The sequence below is a fragment of the Streptomyces aurantiogriseus genome (assembly GCF_014649375.1).
GTDB classification, from domain to species: domain Bacteria; phylum Actinomycetota; class Actinomycetes; order Streptomycetales; family Streptomycetaceae; genus Streptomyces; species Streptomyces aurantiogriseus.
Window position 1 is genome coordinate 334,337 of the sequence record NZ_BMSX01000006.1, and the last position, 18,513, is coordinate 352,849.

Annotated in this window: 15 protein-coding genes; 8 read left to right on the top strand and 7 right to left on the bottom strand. The window is 72.1% G+C overall.

Annotation, left to right across the window (positions count from 1 at the left end; all coding sequences use genetic code 11):
* The first annotated feature begins 158 nt into the window (after window positions 1-158).
* The 5 genes from IE263_RS16110 (at window position 159) to IE263_RS16130 (ending at window position 6,484) form a co-directional block, all read left to right on the top strand.
* Entirely contained in the window at window positions 159-953 is a 795-nt protein-coding gene (locus IE263_RS16110; protein WP_189936857.1) for an MIP/aquaporin family protein, read from the top strand.
* A 78-nt stretch (window positions 954-1,031) separates the two neighbouring features.
* Window positions 1,032-2,570, top strand: coding sequence for a glycerol kinase GlpK (gene glpK / locus IE263_RS16115; protein WP_189936859.1), 1,539 nt, complete (start codon window positions 1,032-1,034; stop codon window positions 2,568-2,570).
* 66 nt (window positions 2,571-2,636) lie between these two features.
* On the top strand, window positions 2,637-4,253 hold the full coding sequence (locus IE263_RS16120) for a glycerol-3-phosphate dehydrogenase/oxidase (RefSeq protein WP_189936861.1): 1,617 nt from the start codon (window positions 2,637-2,639) through the stop codon (window positions 4,251-4,253).
* A gap of 379 nt (window positions 4,254-4,632) precedes the next feature.
* A complete protein-coding gene (locus IE263_RS16125; RefSeq protein ID WP_189936863.1) occupies window positions 4,633-5,304 on the top strand; it encodes a FadR/GntR family transcriptional regulator in 672 nt (223 codons plus the stop codon).
* A 142-nt stretch (window positions 5,305-5,446) separates the two neighbouring features.
* Window positions 5,447-6,484: a PAC2 family protein gene (locus IE263_RS16130; protein WP_189936865.1), complete on the top strand. Its 1,038-nt coding sequence runs from the start codon at window positions 5,447-5,449 to the stop codon at window positions 6,482-6,484.
* 46 nt (window positions 6,485-6,530) lie between these two features.
* On the opposite strand, the gene IE263_RS16135 is transcribed toward IE263_RS16130, so the two are convergent.
* From IE263_RS16135 to IE263_RS16155, 5 genes are all read right to left on the bottom strand, one after another.
* Window positions 6,531-7,496, bottom strand: coding sequence for an SMP-30/gluconolactonase/LRE family protein (locus IE263_RS16135; RefSeq protein WP_189936866.1), 966 nt, complete (start codon window positions 7,494-7,496; stop codon window positions 6,531-6,533).
* Between the two features lie 170 nt (window positions 7,497-7,666).
* The gene (gene mshC / locus IE263_RS16140; protein ID WP_189936869.1) at window positions 7,667-8,896 is read right to left on the bottom strand and encodes a cysteine--1-D-myo-inosityl 2-amino-2-deoxy-alpha-D-glucopyranoside ligase; all 1,230 of its coding nucleotides are present in this window, start codon (window positions 8,894-8,896) and stop codon (window positions 7,667-7,669) included.
* Window positions 8,897-9,174: 278 nt separating this feature from the next.
* Window positions 9,175-10,008: an SCO1664 family protein gene (locus IE263_RS16145; protein WP_189936871.1), complete on the bottom strand. Its 834-nt coding sequence runs from the start codon at window positions 10,006-10,008 to the stop codon at window positions 9,175-9,177.
* Complete coding sequence (locus IE263_RS16150; RefSeq protein ID WP_189936873.1) at window positions 9,972-10,562, bottom strand: DUF3090 domain-containing protein; 591 nt, start codon at window positions 10,560-10,562, stop codon at window positions 9,972-9,974. Before IE263_RS16150 ends, IE263_RS16145 begins: the two co-directional genes overlap by 37 nt.
* Window positions 10,563-10,649: 87 nt before the next feature.
* Window positions 10,650-11,336, bottom strand: coding sequence for a histidine phosphatase family protein (locus IE263_RS16155; protein WP_189936875.1), 687 nt, complete (start codon window positions 11,334-11,336; stop codon window positions 10,650-10,652).
* A gap of 62 nt (window positions 11,337-11,398) precedes the next feature.
* Between IE263_RS16155 and corA the strand changes: the two genes are divergently transcribed.
* Entirely contained in the window at window positions 11,399-12,394 is a 996-nt protein-coding gene (corA, locus tag IE263_RS16160) for a magnesium/cobalt transporter CorA (protein ID WP_189937019.1), read from the top strand.
* A gap of 284 nt (window positions 12,395-12,678) precedes the next feature.
* Here the strand turns inward: corA and IE263_RS16165 are convergent, their stop codons facing one another.
* Window positions 12,679-13,467, bottom strand: coding sequence for a ferritin-like domain-containing protein (locus tag IE263_RS16165; RefSeq protein WP_189936877.1), 789 nt, complete (start codon window positions 13,465-13,467; stop codon window positions 12,679-12,681).
* Between the two features lie 254 nt (window positions 13,468-13,721).
* On the bottom strand, window positions 13,722-14,777 hold the full coding sequence (locus tag IE263_RS16170; RefSeq protein ID WP_189936879.1) for an LLM class F420-dependent oxidoreductase: 1,056 nt from the start codon (window positions 14,775-14,777) through the stop codon (window positions 13,722-13,724).
* A gap of 223 nt (window positions 14,778-15,000) precedes the next feature.
* Here IE263_RS16170 and IE263_RS16175 point away from each other — a divergent pair, with 223 nt between their 5' ends.
* Together IE263_RS16175 and IE263_RS16180 are read left to right on the top strand one after the other, a co-directional pair.
* Window positions 15,001-15,987 carry an aldo/keto reductase gene (locus tag IE263_RS16175; RefSeq protein ID WP_189936881.1) on the top strand — a complete coding sequence of 329 codons (987 nt, stop codon included), beginning with the start codon at window positions 15,001-15,003 and terminating at the stop codon, window positions 15,985-15,987.
* Complete coding sequence (locus IE263_RS16180) at window positions 15,984-18,500, top strand: helix-hairpin-helix domain-containing protein (protein WP_229911005.1); 2,517 nt, start codon at window positions 15,984-15,986, stop codon at window positions 18,498-18,500. Before IE263_RS16175 ends, IE263_RS16180 begins: the two co-directional genes overlap by 4 nt.
* The last annotated feature ends 13 nt before the right edge of the window (window positions 18,501-18,513 follow it).

The following is an 18,513-nucleotide window of genomic DNA, read 5'->3' on the forward strand; positions in this document are numbered from 1 at the left end:
CTCCCGTCCATCGGTCGGCATTGTCGAACACCTACCGGCAATACGCGCTAGAGTGTGACAACGCCAAGGGCCGGCATCGCTCTCACCCCCGAGGGCAGCTCGAACCTCCGGAGGGACCCGGGGTTCGGTCCCCTGGACGAAGGACAAAGGAGTCGCGGGTGTCCAGCTCCGACATCTTCATCGGCGAGACCATCGGTACCGCCATACTCATCCTGCTCGGCGGTGGCGTCTGCGCCGCTGTCACCCTGAAGGCCTCCAAGGCCCGTAACGCCGGCTGGCTCGCCATCACCTTCGGGTGGGGTTTCGCCGTACTGACGGCCGTCTACACCTCGGCGCCGCTCTCCGGCGCCCATCTGAACCCGGCCGTGACGGTCGCGCTCGCCATCAAGGACAGCGACTGGAGCAACGTTCCGACGTACTTCGCCGGTCAGCTGCTCGGCGCCATGATCGGCGCGGCCCTGGTCTGGGTCGCCTACTACGGCCAGTTCCACGCGCACCTCACCGACAAGGAGATCGTCGGCGGTCCGGGCGCGCAGGCCACGTCGGCCAAGGCCGTGGAGGCCCAGGAGGTGGGCGCCGGCCCGGTGCTCGGCATCTTCTCCACCGGCCCGGAGATCCGGAACGCCGTGCAGAACCTCGCCACGGAGATCATCGGCACCGTGGTGCTGGTGCTCGCCGTCCTCACGCAGGGCCTCAACGACGAGGGCAACGGCCTCGGCACCCTGGGTGCCCTGGTCACCGCGCTCGTGGTCGTCTCGATCGGTCTCTCCCTCGGCGGCCCGACCGGCTACGCGATCAACCCGGCCCGTGACCTCGGTCCGCGCATCGTGCACGCCCTTCTGCCCCTGCCCAACAAGGGCGGCTCCGACTGGGGCTACGCCTGGATCCCGGTGGTCGGTCCCCTCATCGGCGGGGCGATCGCTGCAGGCATCTACAACGTCGCATTTGCTTAGAGACACCCGGCTTCAGCCGCACGACAGGCACATGCCGCACGTAATGCCCCCTCACCACGGACCTTTCAGGAGCACACAGTGACCGACGCCCACACCGCCGGCCCCTTCATCGCCGCGATCGACCAGGGCACGACCTCTTCCCGCTGCATCGTCTTCGACCGGGACGGCCGGATCGTCTCCGTCGACCAGAAGGAGCACGAGCAGATCTTCCCGAAGCCGGGCTGGGTCGAGCACGACGCCAACGAGATCTGGACCAACGTCCAGGAGGTCGTCGCCGGGGCCATCGCGAAGGCCGGCATCACCCGCGACGACATCAAGGCCATCGGCATCACCAACCAGCGCGAGACCACGCTGCTGTGGGACAAGAACACCGGTGAGCCCGTCCACAACGCCATCGTCTGGCAGGACACCCGCACCGACGCCCTCTGCAAGGAGCTCGGCCGCAACGTCGGCCAGGACCGCTTCCGCCGTGAGACCGGCCTCCCGCTGGCCTCCTACTTCGCCGGTCCGAAGGCCCGCTGGCTGCTGGACAACGTCGAGGGCCTGCGCGAGCGCGCCGAAGCCGGCGACATCCTCTTCGGCACCATGGACACCTGGGTCATCTGGAACCTGACGGGCGGTGTCAACGGCGGCAAGCACTACACCGACGTCACCAACGCCTCCCGCACCATGCTGATGAACCTGCACACACTGGAGTGGGACGAGAAGATCGCCGAGTCCATCGGCGTTCCGCTCGCGATGCTTCCGGAGATCCGCTCCTCGGCCGAGGTCTACGGCGAGGTCACCGGCGGCAAGCTGGGCGACCTCCTCGGCGGCATCCCGGTCGCCTCCGCGCTCGGCGACCAGCAGGCGGCCCTGTTCGGCCAGACCTGCTTCTCCGAGGGCGAGGCCAAGTCGACGTACGGCACCGGCACCTTCATGCTGATGAACACCGGCGAGAAGATCATCAACTCGTACTCCGGCCTGCTGACCACCGTCGGCTACCGCATCGGTGACGAGACGCCGGTCTACGCCCTCGAGGGCTCGATCGCCGTCACCGGTTCGCTGGTGCAGTGGATGCGCGACCAGATGGGCCTGATCTCCACCGCCGCCGAGATCGAGACGCTGGCGCTCTCGGTCGAGGACAACGGCGGCGCCTACTTCGTGCCGGCCTTCTCCGGTCTGTTCGCCCCGTACTGGCGCTCCGACGCCCGCGGTGTGATCGCCGGCCTGACCCGGTACGTCACCAAGGCGCACCTCGCGCGCGCCGTCCTGGAGGCCACGGCCTGGCAGACCCGTGAGATCACCGACGCCATGACGAAGGACTCCGGCGTCGAGCTCTCCGCGCTCAAGGTCGACGGCGGCATGACCTCCAACAACCTGCTGATGCAGACCCTCTCGGACTTCCTGGACGCCCCCGTGGTGCGTCCGATGGTCGCCGAGACCACCTGCCTCGGCGCCGCCTACGCCGCCGGTCTCGCCGTCGGCTTCTGGACCAGCACCGACGACCTGCGCGCCAACTGGCGGCGGGCCGCCGAGTGGACCCCCCGCATGGACGCGGAGACCCGCGACCGTGAGTACAAGAGCTGGCTCAAGGCCGTCGAGCGGACCATGGGCTGGCTCGAGGACGAGAGCTGACGAGAGCCGGCTCCCCGCTTCGAAGCCGGCTGCGGCCGGAGCTCTGATGAGGAGTAAGAACCCGATATGACCAGTCAGTCCACCCTGCAGTCCGTGCCTGCCCTCGGGACGCGCCCGGCCTCCGGCTCCAACCCGAGCCGCGCCGAGACCCGGGAGCAGCTCGCCAAGGCGTCGTACGACCTTCTCGTGATCGGCGGCGGCATCCTGGGCATCTCCACCGCCTGGCACGCCGCGCAGTCCGGGCTCAGGGTGGCGCTGGTCGACGCCGGCGACTTCGCCGGCGCCACCTCCTCCGCCTCCTCCAAGCTGCTCCACGGCGGTCTGCGCTACCTGCAGACCGGCGCGGTGAAGCTGGTGGCGGAGAACCACTTCGAGCGCCGTGCGGTCTCCCGCCAGGTGGCCCCCCACCTGGCGAACCCGCTCACGTTCTACCTCCCCGTGTACAAGGGCGGGCCGCACGGCGCGGCGAAGCTCGGGGCGGGTGTCTTCGCCTACTCCGCACTGTCGGCGTTCGGCGACGGCGTGGGGCACCTGCTCTCGCCGTCGAAGGCCGCGCAGGACGTGCCCGAGCTGCGCACCGAGAACCTCAAGGCCGTGGCCGTGTACGGCGACGACCAGATGAACGACTCCCGGATGGCGCTGATGACGGTCCGCGCGGCCGTCGAGGCGGGCGCGGTCGTCCTGAACCACGCCGAGGTCACCGGCCTGCGCTTCACCCGGGGCCGGGTGACCGGTGCCGAGCTGCGCGACCGGCTGTCCGGCGACGAGTTCGGCGTGAACGCCCGGCTGGTGCTGAACGCGACCGGTCCGTGGGTGGACCACCTGCGCACGATGGAGGACCCGAATGCCGCGCCGTCGATCCGTCTGTCGAAGGGCGCGCATCTGGTCCTGAAGCGCACCTCCCCCTGGAAGGCCGCGCTCGCCACCCCGATCGACAAGTACCGCATCACCTTCGCCCTCCCGTGGGAGGACATGCTCCTGCTCGGCACCACCGACGAGGAGTTCGAGGGCGACCCCGCCGAGGTCGCGGTCAACGACAAGGACATAGCCCAGATCCTGGACGAGGCCGCGTTCTCCATCCGGGACCAGCAGCTCGACCGGGACCTGATCACCTACGCCTTCGCGGGCCTGCGCGTGCTGCCGGGCGGCCCCGGTGACACGGCGAAGGCCAAGCGCGAGACCGTGGTGACCGAGGGCAAGGGTGGCATGCTGTCCGTCGCGGGCGGCAAGTGGACGACCTTCCGGCACATCGGCCGTACGGTGATGCAGAAGCTGGAGTCCCTGCCGGGCCACCCGCTCGGTGACGACTTCGAGCCGATCTCCTCGCTGCCGAAGAAGCTGCCGCTGCCGGGTGTCGCCAACCCGCGCGCGGTCGCCCACCGGCTGCTCGTCGACCACCCGGCGCCCGGCCCGCGCATGGCCGCCGACACCGCCCGGCACCTGGCCACGCACTACGGCTCGCTGGCCTTCGACATCGCCCGCCTGGCGAACGAGAACCCGGAGCTGGGCGAGCGCGTCCACCCCGACGCCCCCGAGATCTGGGCGCAGGTCGTCTACGCCCGGGACAACGAGTGGGCCGAGACCGCGGACGACGTGCTGCGCCGCCGGACGACGCTGACGATCCGGGGCCTGGCCACGGACGAGGTGCGGGCGAAGGTGCAGGACCTGCTCGACAAGAAGTAGGCGCACCGGAAGAAGCCTCTGTGTCGGCCCACTCCCTGACCGGGGCCGGCACCGGGGGGCGGCCCCTCCGCACCGGGGCCGGAACGACGGAAGGGGCGGCCGCCGCCGACGCAGCCGCCCCTTCCGCACGCCCGCTTCTCCGGCGTACGGGCTCGTGGGGCCGGCCGAGCTGCCCTCCGACCGGCACGACGACGGGGCGGCCCGGGACCTGGGCAAGCCGTTCCCGCTCACGGAGCAGTGGGGTGGGAGGAGGACGACGGGCCGTACGAGCCTCGACGATCAAGCGGTGATCGCAGTTTGGGAGGCACTTCTGTGATCAGCCCCCATAATGAACACCTAGACATCCGATGTCTGGGCGATGAATGACAGGAGGCCGGTCATGGCAGTCACCGATGAGGCGATCGAGAAGATCAAGGGCATGATCGTCTCCGGTGCGCTGCGCCCCGGGGACCGGCTGCCCAAGGAGAGCGAGCTCGCCGCCGAGCTGGGCCTGTCCCGCAACTCCCTGCGGGAGGCGGTGCGCGCCCTGTCGCTGATCCGGATCCTGGACGTGCGGCAGGGCGACGGCACCTATGTGACCAGCCTGGATCCGCAACTGCTCCTGGAGGCGCTGAGTTTCGTCGTCGACTTCCACCGTGACGACACGGTCCTGGAGTTCCTCGCCGTGCGCCGCATCCTGGAGCCGGCCGCGACGGCGATGGCCGCCCTGCGCATCAGTGAGCAGCAACTGGACGCCCTGGACGCCCGGTTGGACAAGCTGGGTGACGAGCCCTCGGTGGAGGAGCTCGTCGCCTCGGACCTGGAGTTCCACCGGGGCATCGTGCAGAGCGCCGGCAACTCGGTGCTGTGCTCGCTCCTCGACGGTCTGTCCGGGCCCACCACCCGGGCCCGGATCTGGCGCGGACTGACCCAGGAGGACGCCGTCGCCGGCACCCTGCGCGAGCACCGGGCGATCCTCGCCGCACTGCGCGACCGGGACGCGGAGGCGGCGCGGTCATGGGCGACCGTGCACATCGCGAGCGTCGAGCAGTGGCTGCGGTCCAGCCTGTGAGCGGCTCCGGAACGAGGGTGTTCGGGCGTGGCGAACGGGGCAGTGATCCGTTCACTCCCCCGTGCAAGGGGGCTGCGGGCGCCCCCGCGGGACGCCGTAAGGTTGGGTGGTCAGGCGAGGGCACGTCGGAAGGAGGCGCTGGGTGATCGAGCTCGAGGGGGTACCCGAGCTGATCGACCCGGTCATGGTGGCCGCGTTCGAGGGCTGGAACGATGCCGGCGACGCCGCCTCCACCGCGGTCGCGCATCTGGAGCGGGAGTGGAAGGGCGAGGTGTTCGCGGCGCTGGACGCCGAGGACTACTACGACTTCCAGGTGAACCGCCCCACTGTGTTCATGGACGGCGGCGTACGCAAGATCACCTGGCCGACGACAAGACTGTCGGTGGTGCGGGTCGGCGGCGAGAAGCCGCGCGACCTGGTGCTCGTCCGCGGTATCGAACCGTCCATGCGCTGGCGCTCGTTCTGCAACGAGCTGCTCGGCTTCGCGCACGAGCTGGGCGTGGAGCTGGTGGTCATCCTGGGCGCCCTGCTCGGCGACACCCCGCACACGCGTCCCGTACCGATCAGCGGGACGACGTCCGACGCGGACCTGGCCCGCCGCATGGACCTGGAGGAGACCAAGTACGAGGGCCCCACGGGCATCGTCGGCGTCCTCCAGGAGGCGTGCACGCACGCGGGCGTGCCGGCGGTCAGCCTCTGGGCGGCCGTACCGCACTACGTGTCGCAGCCGCCCAACCCGAAGGCGACGCTGGCGCTGCTCAACCGCCTGGAGGACCTGATCGACGTGCGCATTCCGCTGGGCGAGCTGCCCGAGGACGCGCGGGCCTGGCAGGTGGGCGTGGACCAACTGGCCGCGGAGGACAGCGAGGTCGCCGAGTACGTCCAGACGCTGGAGGAGGCCCGGGACACCGCGGAGCTTCCGGAGGCCTCGGGCGAGGCGATCGCCCGCGAGTTCGAGCGGTACCTGCGGCGCCGGGACGGCGGCCCGTCCGGCCCGGCCACCGGCCACGCCACCGCGGACGGCGGCGACGGCCCGCCCTTCCTCCGCGAGAACCCCGGGGAGCGGACCCGACCGCCGAAGCCGCCGAAGCCGCAGACCGGCAGTGCGGAGAGCACGGACAGCACGGACGGCACCGACGACGGGAACACCTCGGACGACGGGGATTCGTCGGAGGAGTGAGGGGGCGGTGCGCTCAGGCGCACCGCCCCTCGCTTCAGGCCTCGCCTCACACCTTCTTGACGGCCACCACGTCGTACTCGGTGTCGGGAGCCGGCTGCTCCACGTCGAAGCGCGCGTTCGGCAGGTAGAGGCGGTCGCCCCAGGCCGCGACCGTCGTCGGGATGCGGAAGCGCGGGTCGGTGATCCGGGCGATCGCCGTGCCGCGGGTGCCGGCCGCGTCGAGCCGGAACACGTCGATCGCGTTCTGCCACTGCTGGACGGCGTACAGGGTCCTGCCGAGCAGCAGCAGGCCGTCCCCGTTGGGGAGCCGGGACGTGCCGAGGTCGACCGTGCGGGCCGTTCCGGTGCGCGGGTCGACGCGCATGAGGCTGCCGCCGTTCGCGAAGGCGTTGACCACGAGCAGGGCACTGCCGTCGGGCGTGCGCTCGATGCCGTTGGCGGTGAAGCCGTCGCCCTGGACCCAGTCGCCGCTCAGCGGCACGGTCTCCACGCCCTGCGGGGCGCCCTGCCGGCCGAGGACCACCTTGTACAGCTGCGGCTTGAAGGAGTCGGTGAACCAGGCGGCGCCCGGGGTGAGGATCACGTCGTTCACGAACGCGCCGCCGGTGGCGTACACCTGCTCGGTCTCGCCCGTGCGGGCGTCGGCGGTGCGGATCTCGCCGCTGTCGCCGCCCGCGAGGAAGAGCCGGTCGTGCCGGTCGGTCCTCAGGCCGACGGTGGGGTGCCCGGCGCCGAGGCCCCGGACGACGACGGAACCGCGGCCGGTGGCGAGGCTCGCCCGGTACACGTCACCGTTGGCGAGGGAGCCGAAGTAGGCGGAGGGGCGGGTGCCGATGGCTATGCCCTCGGGCTGGAAGCCGTCGGGCAGCGGGAATCCGGTCGGCCACGCCGTGCCGCGCGTCTCGGCGGCGTGGGCGGTGGCGCCGGTAGCCCCGATCAGGGCCGCGCCGGACACGGCGGCGGCCGTGGTGAGAAGAGTTCTGCGGGACAAGGACCGTTCTGTGGGTGCCACTGTGCGTCCTTCCGCAAGGGAGCCGGCCGGGGCCGGCGAAGCGGTCAGCAATCGCTCACACCCCATCACATGACAGGCGTCTCCCGCAGCCCTGACGGCGGATCACCGGGCAAGTGAGAAAAGCGCTTCCTCCCCGCGGGAGAAAGCGCCCCTCTCACAGGTCCGACGGACTACAGCGCCACACCCAGCAGCGCGTCCACCGCCCGCGACACCACACCGGGCGCGCCGGTGTCCGTGCCGCCCTGCTCCTGCTGGAGCGCGGCCCAGCGGTCGACGGCGGCCAGCGCGGCCGGGGCGTCGAGGTCGTTCACGAGGGCCTCGCGGATCTCCTCGACGAGCGCCTCCGCGGGCGGGCCGTCGGGCCGGGAGACGGCGGCGCGCCAGCGCCCGAGCCGGTCCACGGCGTCCTGGAGCACCTGGTCGGTCCACTCCCAGTCGGCCCGGTAGTGGTGGGCGAGGAGGGTGAGCCGGATCGCGGCGGGGTCGACGCCGTCGCGCCGCAGCCGGGAGACGAAGACGAGGTTGCCCTTGGACTTGGACATCTTCTCGCCGTCCAGGGCGACCATGCCGGCGTGGACGTACGCCTTGGCCATGGGGAACTCGCCGGTGAGGGCCTGGGCGTGGGAGGCGCCCATCTCGTGGTGCGGGAAGGCGAGGTCGGAGCCGCCGCCCTGGACGTCGAAGCCCATGCCGAGGTGGTCCAGGGCGATGGCGACGCACTCGATGTGCCAGCCGGGCCGGCCGCGTCCGAGCGATCCGCCGTCCCAGCTCGGCTCGCCGTCGCGGGCCGCCATCCACAGCATCGGGTCGAGGGGGTTCTTCTTGCCGGGCCGCTCGGGGTCGCCACCCCGCTCGGCGGAGAGCAGCCGCATCGCGGCGGCGTCCAGGTGGGACACCTTGCCGAAGTGGGGGTCGGACTCGACGGAGAAGTAGATGTCCCCTTCGAGTTCGTAGGCGGCGCCGGCCTCGCGCAGGCGCTCGACGAGCGGCACGATGCCGGGTATCGCCTCGACGGCGCCTATGTAGTGGCGGGGCGGGAGCATCCGCAGGGCGGTCATGTCCTCGCGGAAGAGGGCCGTCTCCTTCTCGGCGAGGGCGACCCAGTCGACGCCGTCCCGCTCGGCCCGCTCCAGGAGGGGATCGTCGACGTCGGTGACGTTCTGGACGTAGTGAACCTGCCGCTTGGTGTCGAGCCACACGCGCTGAACCAGGTCGAACGCGTTGTAGGTCGCCGCGTGCCCCATGTGGGTCGCGTCGTACGGCGTGATGCCGCAGACGTAGATACGGGCGACGGGACCGGGGTCGAGGGTGACCAGACCGCCGGTCGCGGTGTCGTGGATCCTCAGGTCGCGGCCCTGACCAGGCAGGGCGGGGACCTCGGAAGCGGGCCAGGCATGCATGTCATGAGCCTAACCGGACGGAAGTTCCGTATACGAACCGGAGCTGGCCAAGTGGCCGGGAAGGCGCTCTTGCACCATTCCGGTCCGCGTGCTGCGAAGGCTCCGGCGGGTCTCCGTCGGCCAGGGCCTGTCCGGCGGATCAGGTCGCGGGAGAGTGACGGTGCCTCGCGAGCCGGGGTGTGCGGGGGCGCGGGGAGTCCCCCAGCGCGAGGTTGTGCGAGCCGAGAGCGGGAGGGCGTGCCGGGCCCCGCGTCTGCGGCGGGATCCGCCGGACAGGCCTAGACGGGCGGCCAGGGGATCGCCGGCCACTCGCCGCTGGGTTCCGGATGCCGGCCGGAGTCCAGCAGCGCGTCGACACGCGCGCGCGTGGCGTCGAGTTCGGCGGAGGTGACGAGGGCGGTCAGGGTGGCGGCCAGCTCGCCGCCCGGCTCCAGGGTGCCCTTGAGGCCCTTGAGGACCTCGACGGCCTCTCCGGTGAGGGGCTCCCCCGCCCAGCCCCACAGGAGGGTGCGCAGCTTGTTGTCGACGTTGAAGGTGACGCCGTGGTCGATGCCGTACAGCTGTCCGGCGACGGTCGTCAGGAGGTGGCCGCCCTTGCGGTCGGCGTTGTTGATGACCGCGTCGAGGACGGCGAGCCGCCGCAGCCGCTCGTCGTCGGCGTGCACGAGGAGAGCCGTCTGTCCCTCGCCGACCTCGGCGAAGCCGATCGCCTTCCAGCCGGGCTCGGGCTCCTCCCCGTCGACGAGGGCGAGCAGCCCGTCCTCCGGGGACGCCTCGATCCACAGCTGGCACATGCCCTCGCCGTACGGCCCGTCCCGCAGCACGGTGGGCGGTACGAGCCCCCAGCCGGTCGCCTCGGAGACGGCGTACGCGGCGACCTCGCGCTGGGCGAGGGTGCCGTCGGGGAAGTCCCACAGGGGTCTCTCCCCGGCGACGGGCTTGTAGACGCAGGTGGCCTCGCGGCCCTCGTGGGCGACGGTGCAGTACAGGGCCGCGTTGGAGGCGTCACGAATGCGCCCGCGCACGGTCAGCTCGCCCCGCGCGAGCAGTTCGGCGGAGGCCGGGTCGGCGGTCGTCACGCCCCGCGGCGGTATCCGTTCTGGCGCGGACATACGTGTCCTTCCGGGTCGAGCGGCAGACTGCACAGCGGGCAGGGCGGCCGGCCGGCGTTGACGACGTCGAGGGCTCTCTTGGCGAAGGCTCTCGCCTGGGCGCCGGTGAGCCGGACCCGCAGCATCGGGGGCCCGTTCTCCTCGTCCTGGAGCAGCCGCTCCTCGGCCTCGGCGAGGTCCTCCTCGGAGTCGGCGTCGAGCTCGACGAGGGCCTGTGCCTCGACGATCATGCGCTGCTCCTCGCCGTCCCAGGCGAGGGCCATGGTGCCGACCCGGAACTCCTCCTCGATCGGGGTCTCGAGGGGGGCGGTGTCGGCGATCTCGCTGGGTGCCATGGCCGGCACGGCGGCGTTTCCGCCGCTACGGCGTACGACCTCGTCCAGCAGCTCGTCCATGCGCTCGGCGAGCGCGGCGACCTGGGTCTTCTCCAGGGCCACACTGGTCACTCGGGAGCCGGCGGTGGCCTGGAGGAAGAAGGTACGGCGCCCGGGCAGTCCGACCGTACCGGCCACGAAGCGGTCCGGGGGGTCGTAGAGGAACACCTGACGGGACACGTCCTGTCTCCCTGGGAATCGTGGGTACGTGAACGTCCATGCGTGAACGCGCGTATGTGGACCGCTTCACCCTACTGCGGCCGACGATCACGGTGCGCCCGCACCGCCCCCGACCGTCGCGTCCTGCTCCGGGGGCTCCTCGCGGGGCACGAGGGAGGCGAAGTCACCGGTGTCCCCGAGGCGCACCAGAAAGGGCCGCAGGCGGGTGTAACGGATCGCGGTGATGGAACACGGTTCGACGGAGATCCGCTGGAAGAGGTCGAGATGGAGCCCGAGTGCGTCCGCCACGAGCGACTTGATGATGTCGCCGTGCGAGCACATGAGGTAGACGGCGTCGGCGCCGTGGTCGCGCTCCACGCGCGCGTTCCACTCGCGCACCGCCTCGGCGGCGCGGGTCTGCATGGCCCGCATGGACTCGCCCCCGGGGAAGGCGGCTGCGGAGGGGTGCGCCTGGACGACCTCCATCAGCGGCTCGTCCTTCAGCTCGGCGAGCTTGCGTCCGGACCAGTCGCCGTAGTGGCACTCCCCGATCCGCTCGTCGGTGTGCACGGGCAGCCCGGGGCGGGCGTCGAGGAGCGGCCGGATCGTCTCCTGGCAGCGCTCCAGGGGGCTTACGACGACCTCGGCGATCGGCAGTCCCTCGAGCCGCCCGGGCAGCGCGGCGGCCTGCTCGGCTCCGCGCTCGTCGAGGGCGACGCCGGGCGTCCAGCCGGCGAGCACTCCGGAGGTGTTGGCGGTGGAACGTCCGTGGCGGACGAGGATCAGCGTGGGCATGCCGCCCAGGGTAGGGGTACGCCCGGAAGCACAGGTGAACAGCGGAAGGGAGAATGCGCTCCGTGATAGTCGACTGCGCCATCTACCGGGACGGGCACCGCACGGAAGGCCCGCAGGACTTCTCCGACGCGCTGGCGGAGGCGCGGGCCGCGGGCGGCTTCGTCTGGATCGGGCTGCACGAACCCACCGAGAAGGAGTTCGACCACGTCACCCAGGAGTTCGCGCTGCACCCGCTGGCGGTCGAGGACGCCCTGAAGGCCCACCAGCGGCCGAAGCTGGAGGTCTACGACGACTCGCTGTTCCTGGTGCTGAAGCCGGTGGTGTACGAGCCGAAGAGCGACACCGTCTCCTCCGGGGAGGTCATGGTCTTCCTCGGCAACTCCTTCGTGGTGACCGTCCGGCACGGGGAGGGCTCACCGCTGGCGGCGGTTCGGCGCCGCCTCGAGGACGAGCCGGAGATGCTCGCGAAGGGACCCACCTCCGTCGTCTACGCGATCGCCGACGCGACCGTCGACCACTACCTGGACGTGGCGACCGAGCTGCAGACCGACCTGGAGGAGCTGGAGGCGGAGGTGTTCTCGCCGGACGGCGGCGGCTCGCGGCACATCGCGTCCCGGATCTACACCTTCAAGCGGCAGGTCCTGGAGTTCCGCCGGTCGACCGGCCCGCTGGCGCCCCCGCTGTCCCGGCTCGCCGGCACCGGCGCGTTCGGCTCGCCGCTGCCCTTCGTGAACGACAAGGCACGGCCCTTCTTCCGGGACGTCAGCGACCATCTCGCGCGCGTGAACGAGTCCGTGGAAGGCCTGGACCGGCTGGTGTCGGACATCCTGTCGGCGCATCTGGCGCAGATGAGCGTCCGGCAGAACGACGACATGCGGAAGATCTCCGCGTGGGCGGCCATGGCCGCGGTCCCCACGATGATCGCGGGGGTCTACGGCATGAACTTCGACCACATGCCGGAGCTGCGCTGGACGTGGTCGTATCCGGCCGTGATCGCGCTCATGGCCGCCCTGGAGGTGTCGCTGTACCGGCTGTTCAAGCGGCGGGGGTGGCTCTAGGGCCTGTCCGGCGGGTCAGGTCGCAGGAAACCGGCGATGACTCATCAGCACAGGTGAGCGGGGCTTGGTGCGTCCAGCTGCAAGGCGGAGGAGGGCGTCGACGCGATGGGGGTCCCCCTGCGCGAGCGAAGCCGAGCGTGGGGGAGTCGGCAACCGACGACAACGCCGGTGGGGGCACCTCCCGCTCGAGCGAAGCCGAGAGTGGGGGAGGGCGTGCCAAGCCCCGCGTCTGCGGCATGATCCGCCGGACAGGCCCTGGGGCCCGTCTTCCCCAAGGCCCTGGGTCAGGCGAAACCGGGGGCGGTGGTGGTCGGTCCGCCCAGGGCGTCGCGGCGTTCGGGCATCTTCAGGGAGACCATCCGCCGCCAGCCCGCGCACCGCTCCCACGCGTACACGGCGTGGATGCCGGCCACGAGGACGGCCGCCTTGGGGCGGGACCAGCCGAGGATGCGGCCCATGTGGGACATGACAGCGAGGCTGACGTCGCGGTAGATGCGGATCTCGGCGAGTGCGGTCTCGCGCAGCGTCCGCCGGATGGCCCGGCCGTGCCCCGCGCGCGCGAAGCGCAGCAACTCCTCGTGGCAGTAGGCGAGATGGTTGTCCTCGTCGTGGGAGATCATCTTCACGGCGCGGCCGAGGTCGGGATGGTCGGCGAAGTGCTTGCGGAGCAGTTCCATCTGCTCGGAGGCGCGCTGCTCGGTGACCCGGCTGTGGGCGAGGTACGTGACGACGTCCTGCACGGTCAGCGGCTGGTCGGCCTTGAGCTTGTCGTGGGCGAGTCCGATGCCGCCCTGTTCCAGGAGCATGGTGTAGTCGGTCTCGGGAGGGACGGGGACGGGTTCGAGGCCGCGCTTCTTCATCAGGGCGTTGAAGATCCGCCCGTGCTTGTCCTCGTCGGCGCCGTGCCGGGTGATCTTGGGGGCGAGGGCGCGCTCGCTCTGCGGGACGAGCGCCGCGATCCGGGCGTTCTCCCAGCCGCCCTGGGACTCGCCGCTGGCGGCGATGGAGCAGAACAGCCGGAACGACTCGTCGTTGTCGAGGATCTCCTGGAACAGGCTCTTGGCCGAAAGCATCGTGAGGCACCTCTCTGCATCCCGAGGGATTCCGCGGGATTCCGCAAAGAACGAGTCAAATGCGGGGCCATGTGTGCTGCAACAGCTATGTCGGACAACTCCGCCAAAAGGATGAGCACCCCCGTCGCGTCGGAGGCGTAACCGCGCGGGTCCCGGCGCGTTGTTCTCCGTGACGGCCGTGGCGGGGAAGACCCCCGAGCCCCCACCACGGCCGCTGAAATCCCTCTCCCCTCAGCTGCGTCGGCGACCGTCCGTCACGCCAGGCCGGCGAGCTCCAGGGCCTGCGCACCGGCCCGCAGCGAGGCGAGGCGCTCGTCGAGGGTGAAGCCGGCGGGGGCGAGGCTCAGGGTCGTGACTCCGGCCGCCGCGTACTGCCGCATCCGGTCCGCGATGCGGTCCACGGACCCGAGCAGCGTCGTCCTGTCGATCAGCTCGTGCGGGACGGCGGCGGCGGCGCCCTGCTTGTCGCCGGACAGGTACTTGTCCTGGATCTCGGCGGCCTCCTTCTCGTATCCCATGCGCCGGGCGAGCTGGTTGTAGAAGTTCTGCTTGCTGCTGCCCATGCCGCCGACGTACAGCGCGGTGTACGGGCGGAAGGTGTCGGCGAGTTGCTCGACGTCCTTGTCGGCGCCGACGGCCAGCGGCAGCGTCGGGCAGACGTCGAAGCCGTCCAGCGTCTTGCCGGCCTTCTCGCGCCCCGCGCGCAGGTGCTTGATCGTGGTGTCCTCGAGGTGGTCGGCGGACGGGAAGATCAGCAGGGCGCCGTCGGCGATCTCACCGGTCTGCTCCAGGTTCTTGGGCCCGATGGCGGCGATGTACAGCGGGATGTGCTCGCGCTGCGGATGCACGGTCAGCTTGATCGGCTTGCCCGGACCGCCCGGCAGCGGCAGCGTCCAGTGCTCGCCCTCGTACGACAGCCGCTCCCGGGTCATCGCCTTGCGGACGATCTCCACGTACTCACGGGTGCGGGACAGCGGCTTGTCGAACTTGACGCCGTACCAGCCCTCGGAGACCTGCGGGCCGGAGACACCGAGGCCGAGGCGGAAGCGGCCGCCGGAGAGCGAGTCGAGGGTGGCGGCGGTCATCGCGGTCATCGCGGGCTGGCGCGCCGGGATCTGGAAGATGGCGGAGCCGACGTCGATGCGCTCGGTCTGGGCGGCGACCCACGAGAGCACGGTGGCCGCGTCCGAGCCGTAGGCCTCGGCGGCCCAGCACACGGCGTACCCGAGCCGGTCGGCCTCCTGGGCCACGGCCAGGTTGTCCGCGTCCATTCCGGCACCCCAGTAGCCGAGGTTGATCCCGAGCTGCATGGCCGATTCCCCTTACTGATCAGTAACGACGCTGTCGCCCCGACCTTAGCGCGGGGGTCCGGGGCCTGGGAGGGCGATGTGGTGAGCGTCGCGCGGATCGGGGCGGAGTGTGCGACCTGCGGGCAACGGGGCCCGGGGGGGCAGGGATGCGAGGGTGACGCGCGGAGATTCGGTTATCCACAGGCAACCCACGGCCCAGTTCTGGCCAGTAATCTCGGCGTCCATGGAGCAGAGGCATCTCGGCCGCACCGGCCTGCGTGTGTCCCGCATCGGGCTCGGCACCCTGACCTGGGGCCGCGACACCGACGAGCATGACGCCGCGGACCTCTTGAAGACGTTCTGGGAGGCGGGCGGCACCCTCGTCGACACGGCGGACGTGTACGGCGACGGGGAGGCCGAGTACCTGCTGGGACGGCTCATAGAAGGCCTGGTTCCGCGCCGGGATCTGATCATCTCGACGAAGGCGGGCAGTGTGCCCGACCCGGACCGCCGCTTCGACGGCTCACGCGGGCACCTCCTCGCCGCCCTCGACGCCTCGCTCACCCGGCTCGGCACGGACCATGTCGACGTGTGGCACGTGCACGCCTTCGACCCGGACACCCCGCTGGAGGAGACCCTCCAGGCCCTCGACATCGCGGTCGCCAGTGGCCGCGCCCGCTACGCCGGCGTCTCCAACTTCTGCGGCTGGCAGCTCGCCAAGGCCGCCACCTGGCAGCTCGCCGCGCCGGGCACGCGCACCCGGCTGGCCAGTACGCAGATGGAGTACTCGCTGCTGCAGCGCGGTGTGGAGCGCGAGGTGCTGCCCGCCGCGCTGGACCTGGGCATCGGTCTGCTGCCCTCCTCCCCGCTGGGCCGGGGCGTCCTCACCGGCAAGTACCGGGGCGACGCCCTGCCCCCGGACTCCCGCGGCGCCTCGGAGCACTTCGCGCCCTTCGTCGAGCCGTACCTCGACGACACCGCGAGCAGCATCGTGGACGCGGTGACGACCGCGGCGGACGGGCTCGCGGTGACCCCGCTCCAGGTCGCCCTCGCCTGGGTCCGCGACCGGCCCGGCGTGACCGCCCCGATCGTCGGCGCGCGCACCGCGCAGCAGCTCACGGCGGCATTGTCAGTGGAGGCCCTTAGTCTTCCTGACGAGATCTGCCGGGCGCTCGACGACGTGTCGGCGCCCGTGCACCGCTATCCCGATCACGACTGGAGCACCCTGTGAGCACGGAGCCGGAGACCACGGAGAACCCCGCCCCGGGGACACCGGACGCCGCCTCCCTGACGGACGCCGCCCCTGCCGCGCGGGCTGCGGCGGACTCGGCCCCTGCGGACTCGGGAGACGCTGAGAGCTCGGCGGCCGCCGCGGGCTCGGGGGCCACCGCGGACCCAGAAGGTGCCGCAAGCTCGGAAGCGGGGGCGAACCCGGCGGCTGCGGCGGACTCGGCAGCCGCCGCGGGCTCGGGGATCGCCGCGGGCTCGGAGCAGGCGGGTTCGAGTGCCGAGGGCTCGGGGGCGACAGCGGAGTCGGAGGCTGCGGCGGACTCGGGGGGCGCCACGGGCTCAGACGCTGCCGCGGCGGAAGCCGCAGCGGAATCGGCGGCTACGGCGGACTCGGCAGCCGCGGTGGGCTCGGAGGCCGCCGCGGGCTCCGAAGAGGCGGACTCCGCGAGCGGCGACAGCGGGGGCGAGGGCGCTGCCCAGCTCTCCGAGGCGCAGGCCGAGCTCGCCGCTCAGAAGCTGGAGCGGGAGCGGATCGAGCGGCGCAAGGCCGAGAAGAAGGCGCCCGTCGAGGCAGGGGCCAAGCTCAGTGGGAAGGCCGCCGACCTGCTCGCGGCCGTCCGGGCCGTGGAGGGTGGCCAGAAGCCCCCTGCAACCGTCTTCGCCGAGGCCGAGCCGGCCCCTCGCCGCCCGGCCCCGGAGCCGGTACGCCGCCCGCAGCCGGTGGCCGCCGAATCCGCTGCGGCCGCTGCGCCGGGCCCGGCCCCGCAGACCGTCGACGCCGTACGGCGTGTGCTGACCGGCGGTGGCGCTCCCGAGGGGCTGGCACCGCAGGTCGCCGCAGTGCTCGGTGAGGGCGCCGAGGACGTCCTGGCCGAGGACCCCTGGCAGCTGCTCCGCGTCCCCGGCGTACGCCCCGAGCAGGCCGACGGCTTCGCGCGGGCGCTGCTGGGCGCGGAGTGCGCCCCGGACGACGAGCGGCGGGGCCGCGCGGTGACGGTGTGGCTGCTGGAGCAGGCGGCCCTGGCCGGGCACACCGCCCTGGAATTGCCGACGCTGACGGCCGCGCTGGCCCAGCGGGGCGTGCCGGACGCGGACGCGGCCGTGCAGAGCACGCTCGCGGAAGGCGAGGCCCTTGTCTTCCAGGACGCCCTGGAGGAGCCCGGCGCACCCGCCACGGCGAGCAGCTCCGGGCAGTCCGAGGAGGACGACGAGGAGACAGACCGCCCCGTCCGGGTCCTGGTCGGTCTGGAGCGGTACGCGCTCGCGGAGGAGAGCCTCGCCGACGGACTGGCCCGGGTGGTCAACTCCCTGCCCAAGGAGACCTCCCCGCAGTGGGAGCCGGCCGCGGCCTCGGCGTCGGGCAGCGCGGCCGAGCTGATCCGCGCGGTCGCGGGGCACGGCCTGGTGCTGCACTCCGGCGGCGAGGCCGCTCGCGCCGAACCGGCGGCCCTGCTCACCGCCGCCCGCGCCCTCGGCCTGCGCACCGTCGCCGCCTGCCACACACCGGACGGACGGCGCCGGCTCGCGGCACTCCTGGACGCGGCGGACGAGGGGGACGGCGCCGTCGTCACCCTCCCCGGCCTCCTCTCCGGCGCCGAGGGCCCCGGCCGCGACGCCGACGGCGCCCTGGATCTCGACCTGCTGATCCTGCTGGACGCGCCGCAACTCGACGTGGAGACCGCCGCGATGGTGGTGGAGTCGCTCCCGGACGGAGCCCGGCTGGTGCTGAGCGGTGACCCGGCGCTGCTGTGGTCGGCGGGCCCCGGCCGTGTCTTCGCCGACCTGCTCGCCGCACGCGTGTGCCCGCAGGTCGCCTCGCGCACGCCCGATCCGGGACCTCTGGGCGAGCTGGTCTCCGGGGTCGGCATCGGCGAGCTGAACCAGGTGGACGCGCCCGGCAAGGAGATCGTGATCGTGCCGGTGCGGGACGCGGGTGAGGCTGTACACCGGACCGTGCAGCTCGTCGCGGACTCGGTGCCGCGGGCCTTCGGCATCGCCCCCGAGCAGACGGTGGTGATCACCCCGGGCCACGGCGGCGCGGCCGGCACGCGCGCGCTGAACGCCGCTCTCAAGGAACGCCTCAACCCCGGCCCCGGCCGCTTCGGCGGCTTCGACCCCGGCGACCGCATCGCCTACTCCCCCGCCCCGGGCCGTACGGTGCCGGGCCGGGTGGTGAAGGCCGACGCGGAGGGGCTGCATCTGTCCTGTGCGGGCGCGCCCGTGGTCGTACCGCGCGAGCGGGTGGAGCAGACCGTGCGGCACGGGTGGGCGCTGACCGCGCATCAGGCGGTGGGCGCCCGGTGGCCCGCGGCGGTCGTGGTGCTCCCCGGCGACGCCGCGCAGGCCCTTTCCCGCCCGTGGGTCTACACGGCCTTCGGCCGGGCGGAGCGCCATCTGTCCGTGGTCCACGGTGTCGAGCAGGCCCTGCCGAGAGCGGTCGCCGAGGTCCCGGCGAAGCCCCGGACGACCCGGCTGCCCGTCCTGCTGCGCACCCAGGTGCCGGCGGCGGGCTGACGGACGGGAGAAC